18 protein-coding genes are annotated in these 18,736 nt (G+C 36.6%); 16 read left to right on the top strand and 2 right to left on the bottom strand.

Going from position 1 to position 18,736, the window contains the following annotated elements:
- Positions 1-16: 16 nt before the first annotated feature.
- From rbfA to GX497_15920, 15 genes are all read left to right on the top strand, one after another.
- Positions 17-373, top strand: a complete 357-nt coding sequence (gene rbfA, locus GX497_15850; GenBank protein HHY74667.1) for a 30S ribosome-binding factor RbfA — start codon at positions 17-19, stop codon at positions 371-373.
- A 79-nt stretch (positions 374-452) separates the two neighbouring features.
- The gene (gene truB / locus GX497_15855) at positions 453-1,358 is read left to right on the top strand and encodes a tRNA pseudouridine(55) synthase TruB (GenBank protein ID HHY74668.1); all 906 of its coding nucleotides are present in this window, start codon (positions 453-455) and stop codon (positions 1,356-1,358) included.
- A 33-nt stretch (positions 1,359-1,391) separates the two neighbouring features.
- Complete coding sequence (gene ribF, locus GX497_15860) at positions 1,392-2,366, top strand: bifunctional riboflavin kinase/FAD synthetase (protein HHY74669.1); 975 nt, start codon at positions 1,392-1,394, stop codon at positions 2,364-2,366.
- Positions 2,367-2,468: 102 nt separating this feature from the next.
- The gene (rpsO, locus tag GX497_15865; GenBank protein HHY74670.1) at positions 2,469-2,738 is read left to right on the top strand and encodes a 30S ribosomal protein S15; all 270 of its coding nucleotides are present in this window, start codon (positions 2,469-2,471) and stop codon (positions 2,736-2,738) included.
- Positions 2,739-2,904: 166 nt separating this feature from the next.
- The gene (pnp, locus tag GX497_15870) at positions 2,905-5,022 is read left to right on the top strand and encodes a polyribonucleotide nucleotidyltransferase (protein ID HHY74671.1); all 2,118 of its coding nucleotides are present in this window, start codon (positions 2,905-2,907) and stop codon (positions 5,020-5,022) included.
- A 204-nt stretch (positions 5,023-5,226) separates the two neighbouring features.
- Positions 5,227-6,192 carry a polysaccharide deacetylase family protein gene (locus tag GX497_15875; GenBank protein ID HHY74672.1) on the top strand — a complete coding sequence of 322 codons (966 nt, stop codon included), beginning with the start codon at positions 5,227-5,229 and terminating at the stop codon, positions 6,190-6,192.
- Between the two features lie 83 nt (positions 6,193-6,275).
- Positions 6,276-7,514, top strand: a complete 1,239-nt coding sequence (locus GX497_15880) for an insulinase family protein (GenBank protein ID HHY74673.1) — start codon at positions 6,276-6,278, stop codon at positions 7,512-7,514.
- A 100-nt stretch (positions 7,515-7,614) separates the two neighbouring features.
- A complete protein-coding gene (locus tag GX497_15885) occupies positions 7,615-7,851 on the top strand; it encodes a YlmC/YmxH family sporulation protein (protein HHY74674.1) in 237 nt (78 codons plus the stop codon).
- A gap of 154 nt (positions 7,852-8,005) precedes the next feature.
- Positions 8,006-8,905: a dipicolinic acid synthetase subunit A gene (dpaA, locus tag GX497_15890; GenBank protein ID HHY74675.1), complete on the top strand. Its 900-nt coding sequence runs from the start codon at positions 8,006-8,008 to the stop codon at positions 8,903-8,905.
- Positions 8,906-9,190, top strand: a complete 285-nt coding sequence (locus tag GX497_15895) for a hypothetical protein (protein HHY74676.1) — start codon at positions 8,906-8,908, stop codon at positions 9,188-9,190.
- A 38-nt stretch (positions 9,191-9,228) separates the two neighbouring features.
- Positions 9,229-10,746, top strand: a complete 1,518-nt coding sequence (locus GX497_15900; GenBank protein ID HHY74677.1) for a recombinase family protein — start codon at positions 9,229-9,231, stop codon at positions 10,744-10,746.
- A gap of 105 nt (positions 10,747-10,851) precedes the next feature.
- Positions 10,852-12,588, top strand: coding sequence for a methyl-accepting chemotaxis protein (locus GX497_15905; protein HHY74678.1), 1,737 nt, complete (start codon positions 10,852-10,854; stop codon positions 12,586-12,588).
- A 142-nt stretch (positions 12,589-12,730) separates the two neighbouring features.
- Entirely contained in the window at positions 12,731-13,651 is a 921-nt protein-coding gene (locus tag GX497_15910; GenBank protein HHY74679.1) for a copper amine oxidase N-terminal domain-containing protein, read from the top strand.
- Positions 13,652-13,852: 201 nt separating this feature from the next.
- The gene (locus tag GX497_15915) at positions 13,853-14,857 is read left to right on the top strand and encodes a hypothetical protein (GenBank protein HHY74680.1); all 1,005 of its coding nucleotides are present in this window, start codon (positions 13,853-13,855) and stop codon (positions 14,855-14,857) included.
- A gap of 532 nt (positions 14,858-15,389) precedes the next feature.
- Positions 15,390-15,617, top strand: coding sequence for a hypothetical protein (locus GX497_15920; GenBank protein HHY74681.1), 228 nt, complete (start codon positions 15,390-15,392; stop codon positions 15,615-15,617).
- Between the two features lie 442 nt (positions 15,618-16,059).
- On the opposite strand, the gene GX497_15925 is transcribed toward GX497_15920, so the two are convergent.
- Positions 16,060-16,821, bottom strand: a complete 762-nt coding sequence (locus GX497_15925; protein HHY74682.1) for a MerR family transcriptional regulator — start codon at positions 16,819-16,821, stop codon at positions 16,060-16,062.
- A gap of 208 nt (positions 16,822-17,029) precedes the next feature.
- Here GX497_15925 and GX497_15930 point away from each other — a divergent pair, with 208 nt between their 5' ends.
- Positions 17,030-17,569 (top strand): hypothetical protein, encoded by a 540-nt coding sequence (locus GX497_15930; protein HHY74683.1) that lies wholly within the window; start codon positions 17,030-17,032, stop codon positions 17,567-17,569.
- Positions 17,570-17,699: 130 nt separating this feature from the next.
- Here GX497_15930 and GX497_15935 read toward each other — a convergent pair whose 3' ends face one another.
- On the bottom strand, positions 17,700-18,641 hold the full coding sequence (locus GX497_15935; protein ID HHY74684.1) for a hypothetical protein: 942 nt from the start codon (positions 18,639-18,641) through the stop codon (positions 17,700-17,702).
- Between the last annotated feature and the right edge of the window lie 95 nt (positions 18,642-18,736).

Raw genomic sequence — 18,736 nt, forward strand, 5'->3', positions numbered from 1 at the left:
TTTCGAGGTGATTTATATGAGTAATTTTCGCTCAACAAGAGTCGCAGAACAGATGAAAAAAGAATTAAGTGAGATCATTGGCCGCAAAATCAAAGACCCTCGTATCGGTTTTGTCACTGTTACAGATGTTCAAGTAACAGGTGATTTGCAACAAGCAAAGGTCTTTATTACTGTCCTTGGGGACGAAGAGCAAAAGCAAGCGACATTAACTGCTCTTGCAAAGGCACATGGATTTATTCGTTCCGAAATCGGGAAAAGAATTCGTTTACGAAAAACACCTGAGATTGCCTTTGAGTTCGATGAATCGATTGAATATGGCAACCGGATTGAAACATTAATTGAACAGCTACACAAAGAAAAAGAAGATCATTAATTCATAGAGGCTGACACGTTTGTTTTGTGTCAGCCCCTTTTTCTGTGTCATTCATTCATTTATAGAGGAGGCCTTACATGTGGATGGAATTTTGCCGCTTTGGAAGCCTAGAGGTATAACTTCCCATGATTGTGTATATAAATTAAGAAAGATTTTAAAAACAAAAAAGATTGGTCATACGGGGACGCTTGACCCTGACGTTGATGGCGTCTTGCCAATCTGTATAGGGCGTGCAACAAAGGTAGCGGAGTATTTGACAGACTCCTCTAAAGCGTATGAAGGCGAAGTGACGATAGGAACGGCAACAACGACAGAGGATGCCTCTGGTGAAGTTGTCGAAGAAAAAACAATCAATCGCTTACTACCTATTGAGGAAATTGAAAAGGTGTTAACGACGTTTCATGGTCAACTTACTCAAGTGCCGCCGATGTATTCGGCTGTAAAAGTAAATGGGAAAAAATTATATGAATATGCGCGCCAAGGAATCGAAGTAGAGCGTCCACAGCGCATCATCACTATATATGAATTAAAATTATTGGATGAGTTCAAAGAGCTGGACAATGCCCATAATAAATTTCGCTTCTATGTGAAAGCAAGTAAAGGTACTTACGTCCGAACACTAGCGGTTGATATAGGGAAAGCACTTGGTTACCCGGCCCATATGTCCAATTTAACGAGAGTTGCTTCAGGAAGTTTTACAACAACTGATTGTTTGACCTTTGATGAAATTGTAGAGCAGTTTGAAAATGGAAGATTGAAACTTTTCCCAATAGAAAGAGCCCTTTCCCATTTGACGAAATACGAAATTAATGAAACACTTGAGATTAGGGTGAAAAATGGACAAGTTCTCACCATGCCAGAAGAATGTAAAGGTCTTGACAAGTTTGCCCTTATTAATAAAAATAAAGAATGTGTTGCAATTTATAAGCCACATCCAACAAAAGAAGGGCTTATGAAACCAGAGAAGGTAATAAGAAATGATTAATTTTTGTCTCTAATGTAAGCAGGTGAATGATATATGGAAATTTTTCAAATAAGACATCCACATACTATAAAAAAGGAAGAGCTTCCCCAGATCGTAGTGGCATTAGGATATTTTGATGGGGTGCATCTTGGTCATCAAAAGGTCATCACAACAGCCATTAAGAAAGCGGAACAATTGGGCTGTAAAAGTGCGGTTATGACTTTTTATCCACATCCATCAGTTGTTTTACGAAACAGCAGTGCCCATGAACAATGCATAACATCGATAGAGGATAAAAAAGAAGAAATCACGAAGCTTGGCATCGATTATTTGTTTATTGTTGAGTTTACGCCTTCATTTGCCGAGCTATTGCCGCAGCAATTTGTTGACCAATACATAATCGAGCTGAACGTGAAGCATGTTGTAGCTGGTTTTGATTATACGTATGGTAGATTAGGAAAAGGGACAATGGAGACGCTGCCTTTTCATTCAAGAGAGCAATTTACGCAAACAGTTGTCGATAAGGTTGTTGAAAATAATGAAAAGGTAAGTTCGACCTTAATTCGAGAGCTTATTCTAAATGGACGAGTTGACATTTTACCAAATTATCTTGGCCGTTATTATAAAACAAAAGGGGTTGTCATTCATGGTGAAAAACGCGGAAGGACAATCGGCTTTCCAACGGCTAATATAGAGCATCTTGCCAATTATATATTACCTTATACAGGTGTTTATGCTGTATACATTCAGCTTTCGGGAATTTGGTATAATGGTGTTTTAAATATAGGGTACAAGCCAACCTTTCACGATCCAGACACTGTTAAACAATCGATAGAGGTTCATATTATTGATTTTAATGAGTCCATATATGGAAAAGAAGTTCAAATCATGTGGCTGAAACGAATTCGCTCTGAACAAAAATTTAATTCGGTGAAAGAGTTAGTTTCACAAATACAGCGGGATAAGAAAGAAGCAAACCACTATTTCGAGGAAATGAAAGGGAAAAAACTTGCATTTTGTCTAAAATAATAGTATTCTATATTTGTTAAAGAACAAAGAACCATTGCTTGGCAATGCGAATCACCAACGCTTGCTCGGTAATCGGGGATATTTGATAAGGAGGTGAATAGGATGGCTATCACACAAGAACGTAAACAAGAACTAATCAACGAGTTTAAAACTCATGAAAGTGATACTGGTTCTCCAGAAGTTCAAATTGCTGTCCTAACAGAAGAGATTAACAATTTGAATGGTCATTTACGTGTTCACAAGAAAGACCATCATTCACGTCGTGGTCTTTTAAAGATGGTTGGTAAACGTCGTAACTTACTTACCTATCTTCGTAACAAAGATGTTACACGCTACCGTGAATTGATTCAAAGACTTGGATTACGTCGATAATTATTGCAGAAAGCGGGAATATTCCCGCTTTTTTGTTAGCACAAATATCTTTGGTATGAATTAGCAATCGAACTATGAAAATAACTACATACATTAAAGTAGATAATAAATAACATAAGCAATCATCAATAAAATAAAAAAATATATATGAGAGGGGTCTCGATACATGGAACATGAAAAACAAATTTTCTCCATGAATTGGGCAGGCCGCAAATTAACCGTTGAAATTGGTCAGTTAGCTAAACAAGCCAATGGAGCGTGTTTAATTCGATATGGAGAAACGGCTGTCCTGTCCACCGCTACAGCATCTAAAGAACCAAAAAGTTTAAGCTTCTTTCCTTTAACGGTAAATTACGAAGAACGTTTATATGCTGTTGGTAAAATACCTGGAGGCTTTATTAAACGGGAAGGCCGTCCAAGTGAAAAAGCAATTTTAGCAAGCCGATTAATTGACCGTCCGATTCGTCCGTTATTTGCTGATGGTTTTAGAAATGAAGTTCAAGTAATCAGCATCGTCATGAGTGTTGACCAAGATTGCTCATCAGAAATGGCGGCGATGTTTGGTTCTTCCTTGGCGCTATCAGTTTCGGATATTCCTTTTGAAGGACCAATTGCTGGGGTAACAGTAGGCCGCGTAGACAACGAATTTATTATTAACCCAACAGTTGAACAACAAGAAAAAAGTGATATCCATTTAGTAGTTGCTGGAACGAAAGATGCGATTAATATGGTTGAAGCAGGTGCAGAAGAAGTGCCTGAGGAAACGATGCTTGAAGCGATTATGTTTGGACATGAGGAAATTAAGAAGCTAATTGCCTTCCAAGAAGAAATCGCAAAGCAAGTAGGCAAAGAAAAATCAGAAGTAGTCCTTTATGAACTCGATGCTGCACTTGAAGCTGAAGTCCGTGAAATGGCGGAAGAAGATATTAAAAAAGCGGTTCAAGTGGCTGAAAAGCATGCTCGTGAAGATGCGATTAACGAAGTGAAAGCAGCTGTCAAGGCAAAGTTTGAAGAACGTGAAGAGCTTCCAGAAGGAACGTTAGAGCAAGTGGGAGAAATTATGTACAAGCTTGTGAAAGAGGAAGTTCGTCGTTTAATTACAAAAGAAAAAATCCGTCCAGATGGCCGTAAAATCGATGAAATCCGTCCTTTATCATCTGAGGTTGGCTTACTGCCAAGAACGCATGGATCAGGCCTATTTACACGTGGACAAACACAAGCATTAAGCATTTGTACACTTGGAGCTTTAGGTGATGTGCAAATTTTAGATGGTTTAGGCATTGAAGAATCAAAACGGTTTATGCATCATTATAACTTCCCACAATTCAGTGTTGGGGAAACAGGTCCAATTAGAGGACCTGGTCGCCGTGAGATTGGACATGGCGCATTAGGTGAACGTGCCTTAGAGCCGGTTATACCATCTGAAAAGGATTTTCCATATACAATCCGTTGTGTATCGGAAGTTCTTGAATCAAACGGATCTACATCACAAGCAAGTATTTGTGGTAGCACGCTAGCAATGATGGATGCTGGTGTGCCAATTAAAGCGCCAGTTGCAGGTATAGCGATGGGACTTGTTAAATCAGGCGATGACTATACTGTTTTAACAGATATTCAAGGGATGGAAGACCATCTTGGTGACATGGACTTTAAAGTGGCTGGGACAAGCCAAGGGGTTACTGCTTTACAAATGGACATCAAGATTGATGGATTATCACGTGAAATTTTAGAGGAAGCCCTCATGCAAGCGAAAAAAGGCCGTATGCAAATTTTAGAGCATATGCTACAAACACTTTCGAAACCACGTGGTGAATTATCACAATATGCACCGAAAATTTTAACAATGACGATTAATCCGGATAAGATTCGCGATGTCATTGGTCCAAGTGGAAAACAAATCAACAAAATTATTGAAGAAACTGGCGTTAAGATTGATATTGAACAAGATGGTATGATTTTCATTGCCTCTCCAAATATGGAAATGAATCAAAAAGCAAAGAAAATTATTGAAGACATCGTCCGTGAAGTTGAAGTTGGCCAAATGTATCTTGGAAAAGTAAAACGAATTGAAAAATTCGGAGCATTTGTTGAAATTTTCCAAGGGAAAGACGGCCTTGTTCATATATCAGAGTTGGCTGAAGAGCGGGTCGGCAAGGTTGAAGATGTTGTATCGATTGGTGATGAGTTATTAGTAAAAGTAACGGAAATCGATAAACAAGGCAGAATTAACCTTTCAAGAAAAGCGGTTCTTAAAGAACAAAAAGAAAAACAAGAGCAAGCATAACAAGGAGGAAGCTGAAACAACAGCTTCTTCTTTTTTTAATACTGATAAGTATAACCTTTTATAGGATATCAGTATAAGAAAAAGGGCCTTTAGGTCATACCCTTGGTACATCAAAATTTGCTATTATGGCAAATTTCGTGTTTTTCTAATGTTCTAACTCGTCCAGTTATTACATAGCTTTTCTATGAAGGAGGACGAGATAAAATGAATAGAGTAGCTTTGCAATTAGTTGGCTTTTCTCTTATTTTGATTATAACGATTGGAGTTACCCAAAACCCATATACGACTAACTATGTGGATGTATTAAAAAAGTCTGCAATCACCGTTTCAAAACAAAAGGATCCTCTTTATCTGGAAATAGAACAACAAAAGAGTGAGTTTGAAGCCGTACCACAGGATGCCCGTATAGACAGGGTGTGGAAAGCGATACCTGGCTTGAACGGTCTAAAAGTGAACGTAGCGGAATCGTATAAACGGATGAAGAAGGAGGGCCGATTTAATCCTGACAAGTTAGTTTTCGATGAAGTGGCGCCAAAAGTTACATTAAACGATTTGCCGCCAGCTCCGATTTATCGCGGACACCCAGAAAAGCCGATGGTTACGTTTTTAATTAATGTTGCTTGGGGGAATGAGTACATTCCTTCGATGTTAAAAACGTTGGAAAAGCATCATATTACAGCGACGTTTTTTTTAGATGGCAGCTGGGTTAAAAAACATCCTGATCTTGCTAAAATGATTGTTGATGCCGGGCATGAAATCGGCAACCATGCTTATTCACATCCAGATATGAAAAATTTATCCGAAGAAAAGATTCGTGAAGAAATTGTAAAAACGAATGAAATTATTAAAGCAACGACTGGCATTTCCCCGAAATGGTTTGCTCCTCCTAGTGGAAGTTATAAAGATGCAGTTGTTAAAATTACTGCTGAGGAAAATATGAAACTCATTATGTGGACGGTTGATACTGTTGATTGGAAAAAACCTAATCCGGTTGAAATGGTCAATCGTGTCGTTAGTAAAGTATCAGCCGGTTCGATGATTTTAATGCATCCTACATCGTCAACGGCTAATGGATTGGAAAATCTTATTATAAAAATAAAAGAAAAAGAATACCAAATTGCAAATGTGTCAACATTATTAAGTGAAGAGCGTGTAAAGATAAGGAAATAGAGGGGAAATATAAAATACGTGACATACTTTGCTAATATTGGTATGATGCAATAGTAGCATTTTGTACAATAGGAGGATTTCGCTTGATAAAAAAGTATACTTGCCAAAATGGAGCTAGAGTTGTACTTGAAAATATCCCAACCGTCCGCTCAGTTGCCATTGGCGTCTGGATTGGTACAGGTTCGCGCAATGAAACAAAAGAAAATAATGGGATTTCCCATTTTTTAGAACATATGATTTTTAAAGGAACAAAAACGCGCACTGCAAAAGATATCGCTGAAAGCTTTGATAGCATCGGCGGTCAAGTCAATGCGTTTACGTCAAAAGAATATACATGCTATTATGCAAAAGTACTAGATGAACATGCAGATTTTGCCCTAGAAGTATTAGCAGATATGTTTTTTAATTCAATCTTCGATGAAGAGGAATTAAAAAAAGAGAAAAATGTTGTATTAGAAGAAATCAAAATGTATGAGGATACACCAGACGATATCGTTCATGACATTTTAAGCAAAGCAACATTCGGAGATCATCCGCTTGCCTATCCAATTTTAGGTTCAGAGGAAACATTAGCAACCTTTACTGGTGATACTTTAAGAAATTATGTTGGCAAGTATTATACGCCTGACAATGTTGTTATCTCAATAGCTGGAAATGTTGAAGATACTTTTATTAAAAAGGTTGAAAATTATTTTGGCGGCTACGAATCTACACACACACGGCCTGCTTATACTGCTCCAACCATCTTTGATGAAAAGATTGCCAGAAAAAAAGACACAGAACAAGCCCATTTATGTATCGGCTTCAATGGTTTAGAGCTGGGCCATGAGAATATTTATTCCCTTATTGTCCTCAACAATATTCTTGGTGGAAGCATGTCAAGCCGACTTTTCCAAGATGTACGTGAGGCAAGAGGTCTGGCCTATTCAATCTTTAGTTATCATTCGGCGTTTTTGGATAATGGTCTTTTAGCAATCTATGGTGGAACGGCTAGCAATCAGTTAGATATTTTATTCGAAACAATTCAAACAACCCTGTCGACGTTAAAGGCAAAGGGCATTACTGAAAAGGAACTAACAAACAGTAAGGAGCAATTAAAAGGAAGCTTAATGCTGAGCTTGGAGAGCACAAATAGCCGGATGAGCCGCAATGGCAAAAATGAATTGCTACTCAAGCGCCATCGCTCGTTAAATGAAATATTAGAGCAAGTTTCTGCGGTTACTTTAGATTCCGTAAATGATTTTGCGAAAAAGATTTTTACAGATCAATATTCTGTAGCACTCATTAGCCCTGAAGGGAAATTGCCAACGAATATTATATAAGGCGTATAAATAAAAATACCTATTATCATCTATAATAGGTATTTTTTTATTTAGCAGAATATAGATATTATAAAGGTCGTACAGCAAGGGGGAAGGCTAAATGAGGCTTAGTGAAATGAATGGCAAAGAAATTATTGATTTAAAAAAAGGAGAACGGATGGGTGTTCTTGGTCAAGCTGATTTGGAGATTGATGAGAAAACCGGGCATATTAAAGCTTTTTTAATTCCGACGATGAAGTGGTTTGGATTGAAGAAGGATGGTATGGAAGTACGTGTTCCATGGCATAATATTACAAAAATCGGCAGTGATATGATCATTATAGATTTTGGTGAGTAGAAAATCGGAGGTTAATCCAATAAAGGGATTAGCCTCTTTTTATATTTCGTGTTTTTCTAATATTCACCATCTTTTTGTTCTTTTCATATGATGTGGAAGAATGTAATGTAGGTTATTCCTTTAATTATTCAGCAATAAAGAAGGTGAGATGCGAATGTTAACAGACTTGCATATTGCTGTGATCGGTGGGGACGCTCGGCAATTAGAAGTCATCCGCAAATTGACAGAATTAGATGCGAAGTTATCATTAGTAGGATTTACGCAACTGGACCATGTTTTTTCTGGAGCCTCAAAGAAAAATATCGAGGAACTTGATTTTTCTAAACTCGATTCAATTATTCTGCCTGTAAAAGGAACGAATGCAACAGGTGAAGTGGAAACGATTTTTTCAAATGAACAAATTGTGTTAACAGTGGAAATGCTGAAACAAACACGAGAACATTGCATCATTTTTTCTGGTATTAGCAATCCTTATTTGGATTCTCTTTCAGTTGATTCAAGACGAAAGCTTATAAAACTTTTTGAACGGAATGATGTCGCAATTTATAACTCAATCCCAACTGTTGAGGGCACGATTATGATGGCCATCCAACATACAGATATAACTATTCATGGTTCGAATGTCATTGTGATTGGCCTTGGGAGAGTAGGCATGTCGGTCGCAAGGGCCTTTAGTTGCCTTGGTGCAAAAGTAAAGGTCGGGGCTCGGAAGCTGGAGGATCTTGCGCGAATCACGGAAATGGGCTTACAGCCATTTTATACAGCCGATTTAATAAACGAAGTTGATGAGGCCGATATTGTCATTAATACAGTTCCATTCTTAGTTGTTTCGGCTAAAGTTATATCCAAAATGCCACTTCATACGGTGATTATCGATTTAGCTTCGAAACCAGGAGGCACTGATTTTAGGTATGCCGAAAAAAGGGGCGTGAAAGCTCTTTTAGCACCAAGCCTTCCCGGCATCGTCGCCCCGAAAACAGCTGGGAAAATTGTGGCGAATGTCATTTCGCAATTGCTGATGGAAGAGCTGCAACAAGGAAAGGAGAAATTATAAATGTCTCTTAATGGAAAACGAATTGGTTTTGGCTTAACTGGCTCCCATTGCACGTATGATGCCGTCATGCCGCAAATCGAAAAGCTCGTAAATAGAGGGGCCCATGTCATCCCCGTTGTTACTCATACAGTAAAAAATACGACAACAAGGTTTGGCAAGGGGGAGGACTGGCTAACGAAATTGGAAGAAGTGACAGGGACAAAGGTAATTGATTCAATCGTTGCGGCTGAACCACTTGGTCCGAAAACGCCTTTAGAAAGCATAGTTGGTAAAGTGCCCACATAAAATGGCAATACATCACGAATCCCGAGAGGTGAATGGGCATGCTCGGATATCCTAACAAGCTCGAACGTATTAAAGAAATTGCGATTTATTTACGAAAATCAAGGCAGGATGAAGGGCTGGAAACGGAAGAAACATTGGCAACGCATAGGAAGATTTTAACCGAGATTTCCGAACAACATCGTTGGAAATACGATATTTATGAAGAAGTAGCAAGCTCTATTGATATGGATATTCGAACAGAGCTTACGAAAATGCTGAAACAAATTGAAACGGGCTGCTATGATGCGGTTTTAGTGATGGATGTAGACCGTTTATCAAGAAGTGTAAAAGATTCAGCAATTATTAAAGCGATATTAGCTGAACATGATGTTTTTATCATCACGGCGGACTTGCAGGTCATTGATTTAAATGAGGATAATGATAGCCTTGTCAGTGACTTTATGGATGTTTTATCAAGCTTTGAGTATAAACAGATCAGAAAAAGAATGATGAGAGGAAAGCGCGCTGGGGCACAAGATGGAAAATGGAATAATGGCATCGCACCGTTAGGCTATGAAGTAAATAAAGAGAAAAAAACACTCGAAATTATCGATGAAGAGGCAGCAATTATAAAGTATATTTTTCAAAGGGCGACAGAAAAAATAGGCATAACTTCGATTACTGATGAGCTAAATAAACGGGGCTATAAAACAAAAAGAAAGCGGCCTTTCAATGATGTCGGTGTAAGGAGAATTATTAAAAACGAAACGTATAAAGGCTTGTTAATAAGACATCGCCTTAAAAAGAGTGGCAATAAGCGTGAACTTCATCCAAAGGAACATTGGGTGGTTGTAAAAGATGCCTTTCCCGCCATTGTTAGTGAAGAAATATGGGAAGCTGCGAATGATGAATTAACTAAGCGGTCAACGGAACCGATGAAAATAAGAGCAAAAACCTTTGGACTAAGTGGATTTACTAAATGCGGCTATTGTGGTTATACATTAACGTTAAGGCATAGAAAAGATAGGAAAACAGATAAAATCGTGCGTGGTTGTCATCGTAAATATGTAAATGGTCAAAGATGCAAAAATAGCAGTATCTCCTATTATGCTGTTATGGAAGCAATTTTTGAACAATTAAAATCGTATGAAACAAAGCTACAAAATGATATTACAAAATTAGAAATCCAAGAAAACACACTACAAAAGGAGCGAAAAGGAAGGCTTGCAGCACTTGAAAATCAATTTAAAAAAATTGATTCAGCATTAAAACAAATTGATATTGCCTGGGAAGAAATGATTATCAATCTAACAGAATATAAAGAAAAACGGCAGAAATTAAACGGGCAAAAGGAAATACTAAATCAAGAAATTAAAGTACTTAACAATATACTAATAAAAAACGATAGAGATGAAGTGAAGAAAGTGCTAGAAGATTTAGACACATTTTTACATGGAAACGAAAGCTTAACTGCGAAGCAATTAAACAGCCGGTTACGATCTTTTATAGAAAAAATAGAATTGTATAATGATAAAGATGTAGAGGGAAGTCCGAGGATTTTACTTTACTTTGTTTAAAAGAAACAAGTGGGATATAAGACCCATAATCAGGGAATCCCCCGATGGTATAGGTTGATGCTTTTAGATACAATTATATATAAATGGGGAAAGGTGGTTAGGGCAATGAGAATGTCAATAAGGAACAAAGTTTTCATCATTACACTGTTATTGTTAGCTGTACCTAGTTTAATCATCGGATTTTCAGGTTATTATTCAGCAAAAACGAGTTTAAACGAATCAGGTGCAACTGGATTGAAAAACCTTGTACGAATGACAATTGAGATGATAGATGCCCTACAGGTAGATGTAGAAAAAGGAACTTTACCATTTGATGAAGCACAAGAGCGTGTGAAAGCGCATATTATCGGCGAAAAACAAGCAGGTGGAACACGACCTATTACTAAAAAGCTTGATATTGGGACAAATGGCTATTTTTTTATTCTTGATAAAGAAGGGAATTTAGTAGCCCATCCTTCACTTGAAGGGCAAAATCTTTGGGAAAAACCTGATATAGATGGATTTCTTTTTGTTCAAGATTTTATTAAAAAGGGGAATGAAGGCGGAGGGTTTACATATTACCAATGGGGATTGCCAGATAATCCAGATAAAGCTGCACCGAAAATTTCTTATACGGAGCTAGATCCGAATTGGGGCTGGTATGTTTCAGCAGGCTCTTATATGAAAGATTATAATAGCGGAGCAAGTCAAGTATTATATATTCTGTTAACTATATTAGGGTTTGCGCTTATCGCTGGCATTATTGTAATCATAATTTTTTCAAATCATTTATCAAAGCCATTGCAAGTATTATCTGGGCAAGTTAAACAAATTGCATCAGGTCATTTAAATGTTGAAGAAATTAAAATTAATAATAAGGATGAGATTGGTGCACTAGCATCAGATGTAAACACGATGACAACCAATTTACGCGATATTATTGGACAAATCATGTCAAGCTCCCATCATGTAGCTAGTACATCAGAACAATTGTCGTCCAGCAGTGAGCAGACAAGTATAGCTACAGAAGAAATAGCAAATTCGATTCAGGAAATCGCCAGCGGTGTTGATAACCAGATGAAGAGCGTAGGACAAATGACGGTAGTTGTTTCTGAAATAACGAAGGGAATTGAGCATATCTCCCAAAGTATCCAAGAGCTAAGTGACTCTTCAGCCACAGGTGCAAATAATGCTAAATTAGGTAATCAGGTTGTAACCCAATCTGTCGAACAGATGAAGCAAATTAATAGTACAAGCGAAGCGATGGAAAAGATAATTAAAGTATTAGGGCAAAAATCCGAACAAATTGGCAATGTCATTTCTTTAATTACAAACATCGCCGATCAAACTAATTTATTAGCATTAAATGCAGCTATTGAAGCTGCCCGAGCTGGGGATCATGGTAAAGGTTTTGCGGTTGTTGCCGGTGAAGTTCGTAAACTAGCGGAAGAGTCAAGCCAAGCTGGCGGCAAGGTTAATGAATTAATTCAAGATATTCAGCTAGAGGTTAACAAAACAATGAAAGCAATGGAACAAAACGGCGTTGCAATTGAACGAGGAATGACGTTAACGAATCAAGCAGGAGAAGCGTTCGGAGAAATTGCTGCCAGTGTTGAACAGATTAGTGAACAAATTCAAAACATTTCTGCAGCTATTCAAGAGATGAATGCAAGTAGAGAAACATTATCACAAACAGCACAATCTACGGAACATGTGACGAAAGAAGCTGACGGACATTCTCAAAGAGTGGCGGCATCTACCGAACAACAACTTGCATCTATCGAAGAAATATCAGCAGCAGCCCGCACGTTAGCTAATATGGCAGATGACCTTCAGCAAATTGTAAGTAAATTTACTTTGTAGGTGGCTGCACCACAAAAAGATTGATAGGAGAGCTAGTGATGAAAAAAAGGTCACAGCTCTTTTTTCATTACGATAATACTGTAACCTTTCCATTTTTATAATCGACTATTATTGTGAAATAGAAAAAAAGGAGATGCTTTTTATGAAAATGGCAAAAATCATACCAATTGCGATGACAGCATTATTAGTAGGCAGTACAACTGTTGCCACCACAACATTCGCAACAACAGTAGTACCAATTGAACAGGAGCAGGTACAACCAGTCTTTATTAAGACTACAGGTACAATTGAAAGCATAGATGTTCGTATGGGGGTAAGCTACTATTCAATTAAAGAAGGGGAAAATACAAATACGTTAGTGGTTACAGCCGATACATTTGTATTTGACAATACAGGGAAAAGGGTAGAGCTGAAGAAAAGCGATAAAGTAACGGCTTACACATACGCGAATAAACCGATGATAATGATTTATCCACCACAATACAACCCAGAGGTAGTCATTGTTGAAACAGAAGCAGCGGGTTTTGCAGCAGTAGGAACATTTGATAAAAACTTAGTAGATGCTAACCTGTCATTAAAATTAAATGTTGGCGATGAGACGGAACTATCTAGCTTATCGGGTAAAAAGGTGAAAATTGCCGATTTAGCGGAGCAAAATTTACTCGTATTCTACACAATCACAACAAGGAGCATTCCTGCACAAACATCACCGCAAAAGATAGTTGTATTGGATCAAGAGGAACCTAGTCAGGAAATTGAGGAATCCAATCAGGAAATTGTAACTAATCCTGTTGTCGAAGAAATTATCGCCAAAGATTACTATGAAGTAGACGGAACAAAAATGGTACCGCTTCGAGCTCTTGCTGAAGAACTTGGTTACAAGGTTGATGCAACAAGTAAAGGAGCTATCCTAACAAAAGGAGCCCAAACCTATACCATTACACGTGGTGAAAAGGTATACAGCCATAACGAAGCCCTTCGCTATTTCGAAGTAGCTCCAGCTCTTCTCGAGCCAGGGAAAACATATGTACCGGTTCAATTTATTCAAGAATTGATAAATTAATATAGCTTTGTTTGCGGGGTTTTATCGGAGTAAGCGGCTATATTGAGTTTGAATTTCTATGAAATAGCCGAGAACACTCTAAATTAGAAACAATGCCGTAGACTGTATTTTTAAAAGATGGAAAATTTGTAAAAGCATGTTGATTATTAAAAAAATGAAAGCTTATAATGAAGAAAAATACATAGAAAAGAGGTGATAGAGATGGGGGTTTCAAGCTTATCAACTGGAAATACTTTAAGAATGGAAGACCAGAAACTTGCCACGCAACAGAGACTGATGACTGAAACGAATAACAACAGTACAGCGCAGGATACACAAACAAGTAAAAATCAATCACAGGAATTAGAAGGTTTATTTTCAGGGAAAACAGAACAAGAATTATATGCTCAAGAGAACTCTTTCGTGAATGACAGGGCACAAAGCGCTCAAAATCAAGCAGGGGCAGCTAATGGAAAAATCAATTATACAGTAGAGGATATTTTTTTCAATTTCATCAACATACGAAATCAGTCAGGCAATTCATCGGAAATTAATAATAAGAATTTACTAGGTTCATCTGATCAAAAAAATTCCGAAAATTCTTCAGGTGCAAAAGCAGTAGATAATCCTGTAAAGGAAAAAAAGCTAGAAAAGCCAGAAGTAAAACGGCAAATTCGCGAATTGCAAAATGCAGAGCAAAATGTTCGCATGCATGAACAGGCACACAAAGCAGCAGGCGCGGGTGTGACAGGGGCGATTTCATACTCCTATTCAACAGGGCCAGATGGGAAAAAATATATAACTGGTGGAGAGGTCTCAGTACAGGCTCCTGAAGGGAATACACCAGAGGAATCCATTCAAATCCTTGAAAAAGTAAAAAGTGCTGCGCTGGCACCAGCTGACCCATCTTCACAAGACTTAAGTGTAGCGGCCAATGCTACAGCACAAATTCAACAAAAGAAAGCTGAAATGTCAAGTGAGAACACTTCTCTACAGGATGATGCAGAAGCACAAAACGAGCCATTAAATGGCTCTACTCAAAAGAGATCTTCAAAAGAAAATGATAACAACAAATCAGAAATAACAACTTTCGTTTCTGATCAAACTTTAGACACTATAATGTTTGAAAAAACATATAAAAAAGCAGTGACTAGCTACACAGAACAAATGAAAATAGCAAAAAATAACTTTAGTGTAGAACAGCCATTGTTTTTAAAAGTTGTATAATGTTTGATACGATACTACTATTTTTAAACTAGGCTTGGATAGCAACAATTGTTTAGGAATCATACGGTATTGTTTAGCGTACTAAAACGGGGAGAATAAAGTGATAAAAAAAGTAGAGGAATTAGCTTTATTCCTTTGCTTTTTTATTAGCTTCATTGTTTTTTAGTGATGAACATTAGAGCCATATTGTGCATCAAAATGGCATAGAACAGTTTTTGGTGGTACGAAATAGGGCTGTATAACAGCCCTATAACAGCCACTATTGTTCAACTAAAGAGCGTTGATCTAGGAAGGATAACCGCTTTTATTGTTGCACTTGCTGTTACTACATCGTTGGTTACGGTTGCATTAGCAACTAAAATTTTCGGCAAAAAATAGATTCACTTGAATTAAATGAACAGTTATCAGAAGGCGAATAGAAGATTAAAAGGGGAATATTAAACGGATTGGAGCGTAAAGCATAAATGAAAATAAATCTACTGTAATTTGACAGGCAAGGTTTATTTTGGTAAAGCTATTAAGGGGTGAGAATATGGAAAAAAGCATTCAAAAATGGTCTTTTTATGGATTTTTAATTTCCTTAGCTTTATCAGTATTATTTGTGGATTATAAAATAATTACACATTTTGACGGCGGTTATACAACAGAGTATGTACCCGTTTACGATTACGTCGTTTCTTTATTTCGATACAGTGTATTGGGTGCCATTGGTGGAATATTTATAGGTTGGGGATTAGGCAAAGGAAAGAATAAGGAATAAAAACCAAAAACATAAAAAAAGTTTTTATTGGAATCAGATTCTTTTTTTGCTGCACTACCGAAGGTGATTGCTCAACAATGGCAATCGTCAAAATGGCAATCTTTTTGTGCTAAAGACGCAGGTTATCATAATAAGTTATAATACATAGGTGCATGGTACTATGAGATAAGCAGTTTCCTTAAATGAAATTATATCCAAAGTTTTCAAATATTTCAGTCCGATTATTACATTTACGATTATCACAAAATGGAAGGATTGCTAGTGCTTCAATTAAAACATTGGGGGTGGAGGTTTAGTTCTGTTTTTTAATATTCTTTTTTTGATTGTTGGTCAATTTATTCAAATGAAGTATGGGGTTAGTGAGGAAAAAACATTTCTTGAAACGTCATTTCCTATTTGAGCAGGAAACGACGTTTTTTATTCCCTGAAATTACTCAAGGCCTTATTTCATTCCTAAATAAATCAAAATCGCATCTCGTAGAAATTCCGCTCCACCTTTTACTCTCTTGTCATAGTAGGCAGTAAAACGTTCATCGGCAACATACATTTCCGCCAGCCCAGCATGTGCTTCTTTTGAGTAATCAGACCAAGAATACATTAACCATTTTTTATGCTTGGCTGCAAGTTTCCGTGCCAGTTCGGACTTAGTGTCTCCTGTTTTAAATGCTTTTTCAAGTAATTCTAAAATGTCTTCACCTAAGCTAGTCATAGCTTGGTAGTCTTCTTGGGACATTCCCTTTAGTATTGCATTGCTTGCATCAACTGTTTCATCACCGTATTTTTTTCGAATTTCTCTTCCATATTTTTGTTCATTATCAGCGATTAATTTTTCTTTGAAACCTTCGAATTTTTGTTTATCTGTCATTTGTAATCCTTCCTCCTTACTGGCAATCGTTTTCTCTACTGTTGTAATTAGTTTGTCGAGCCGATCACGTTTTTTCTTAAGATTATCAGAATGGCTTTTTAAAGCTTCCATTTGATTAAAGTTAGACTGATTGATGATTTCGATTATTTCTTCCAAACTCAACTCTAATTCTCGATAGAACAAAATTTGCTGAAGTAGGTCTACTTCTTTTTGCCCATAAATTCGATAACCGGATGAATTTGTTCTAGCAGGCTTCAAAAGTCCAATTTCATCATAATAACGAAGTGTACGGCCACTCACCCCTGATAACTGTGCCAATTTATTCACTGTATATTCCATAATCGATTTCCCTCCTAATAATCAATATAATAAACCTTTACGTTGCGTAAAGGTCAAGTGATAAAAAATACTACATGATTATGCACAAAATTGCCAATTTTTCTATTCAACTATTAAGATTTGCGCTATCATAAATATAGTAGAATCGCTGAACTTCAATTGAAATAATAGGTTGTTAAACTTTTTAAAAATAAAGGTGGAAAACATTTTGAATTTATACGAAACTAGAAATGAACTATCAGTAAGAGGGAAAAATGGAATAGGGTTTTTATTATCAGCTTTTGTAATTTGGTCAATAATTACAATAATATTTTTACAATCAATAGAAATACATCAGAAAAATATATTTATGCTATATTCTACAGGTTTAATGTTCCCATTGTCCATTGGTATTTCTACTTTAATAAAGGCTGATTGGAAACTGAAAAATAATCCGTTAGGTACTCTTGGTACATATTTAAATCTTGCACAGATTATCTATTTTCCTATCCTTATTTGGGGAATGATAAAAAGTCCAAACGAAGCTATCATGTTTTTTGCAATTATAACAGGTGCTCACTTTTTTCCTTATGGGTGGTTCTATAATGCTAAACCATATTATGTAATGGCACCAATTATCTCGGTTGTAATTATGTTTTTGGGGCTATTTTTAAATGGGGAAAAATTATGGTTGATACCATTTTCTATGGTTATTATTTTTATTTTTTTAATTTTTTGGAGCCACTTAGATTACATAAGCAAAACTTAAATGAATTAAGTATTAAACTAAAATGCGGAGAGAATAAAAACATCTGTGTTTTTAACAGCCATAAAATAATAAAAAAGAGAAGACATTCGTCCTCTCTTTCATCAGAGACAAGCTAATCGATTTGTGAAATTTAACTTGGAAAATCAGTTAAATTTTTTCTAAATGTATCTACCTCGTCAGTTAATGTATCATTATTATTTGCCAAAACTTTAAGAAAGCTTTTCAGCATTTCTGTATAATCACTATCGATTCCTTTATTAATTGTATCTACATAAACAGCCTTTGCCTCAGGGTCAATTTTTTTAGTATCATAACTAAACAACGGTGTATTATTCAGTCCAAAGAAAGTAAACATTTCATATCTTTTATAAAGATCGGTCATTTGATCCAGTCTTTCAGAATTTTGATATTGCTTTAAAAATGCTTCTTGGGCTAGTGCTCTCTCGACAATTTCGTCCCAACTGATCATTAAGGCAGCATCCTTGGCCGGCACCTGATTTGATTCAATGGACATGATTTCGATATAATCCTGTATTTCCTCAGTTGCTCTTGAACTGAATGTTTTATAAAACTGATAATCTATAATTGGGAAATAATACCCCTCTGCTGTTTCAATTTTATAACCGCTGTTTTTTGTCTCTTCAAGCAAAGTCTTTATCTCAGCATCAGCAATATTTTCTATTTTACTAGTATCAGCAACACCTTCAAAAACATCCCTAAATTTTACTTGCAAGTCTTCACTGCTTGTAAATTTTTCTTCAAATGTTGGTAAATAATTAATTTGTAAATCTTCTGATGCTAAAACCATATTAGAAACGTTTTGCGGTGATAAATTAGATACGTTGTCCTTCATAAATTGAAGAACTTCACTAATCTTTGGGGTGTTAGCAATTAAAGTGTTAAAGTCACTCATCACTTGTTCTTCACTTGCTTGTGGCTTCTCTTCTGGTTGAACAACCTCCACTGGTTCACTGCTATTATTTTCATTTGTTTGATTTCCTAAAGTACAACCTGCAGAAAAAATTAACACTGAAGCAAGCATTGATGCAGTCAATGTTTTTTTATTAAACATTTCATCATCTCCTTTCAATTGATAAGACGTTCCTTCGACAAAAAAGTTACAAAAAATTTTTGGCTGCGATAATGTTGCGGAAGGAATAATTTTAC

It is taken from the genome of Bacillus sp. (in: firmicutes) (assembly GCA_012842745.1).
Classification (GTDB): Bacteria; Bacillota; Bacilli; order Bacillales; family Bacillaceae_J; genus Schinkia.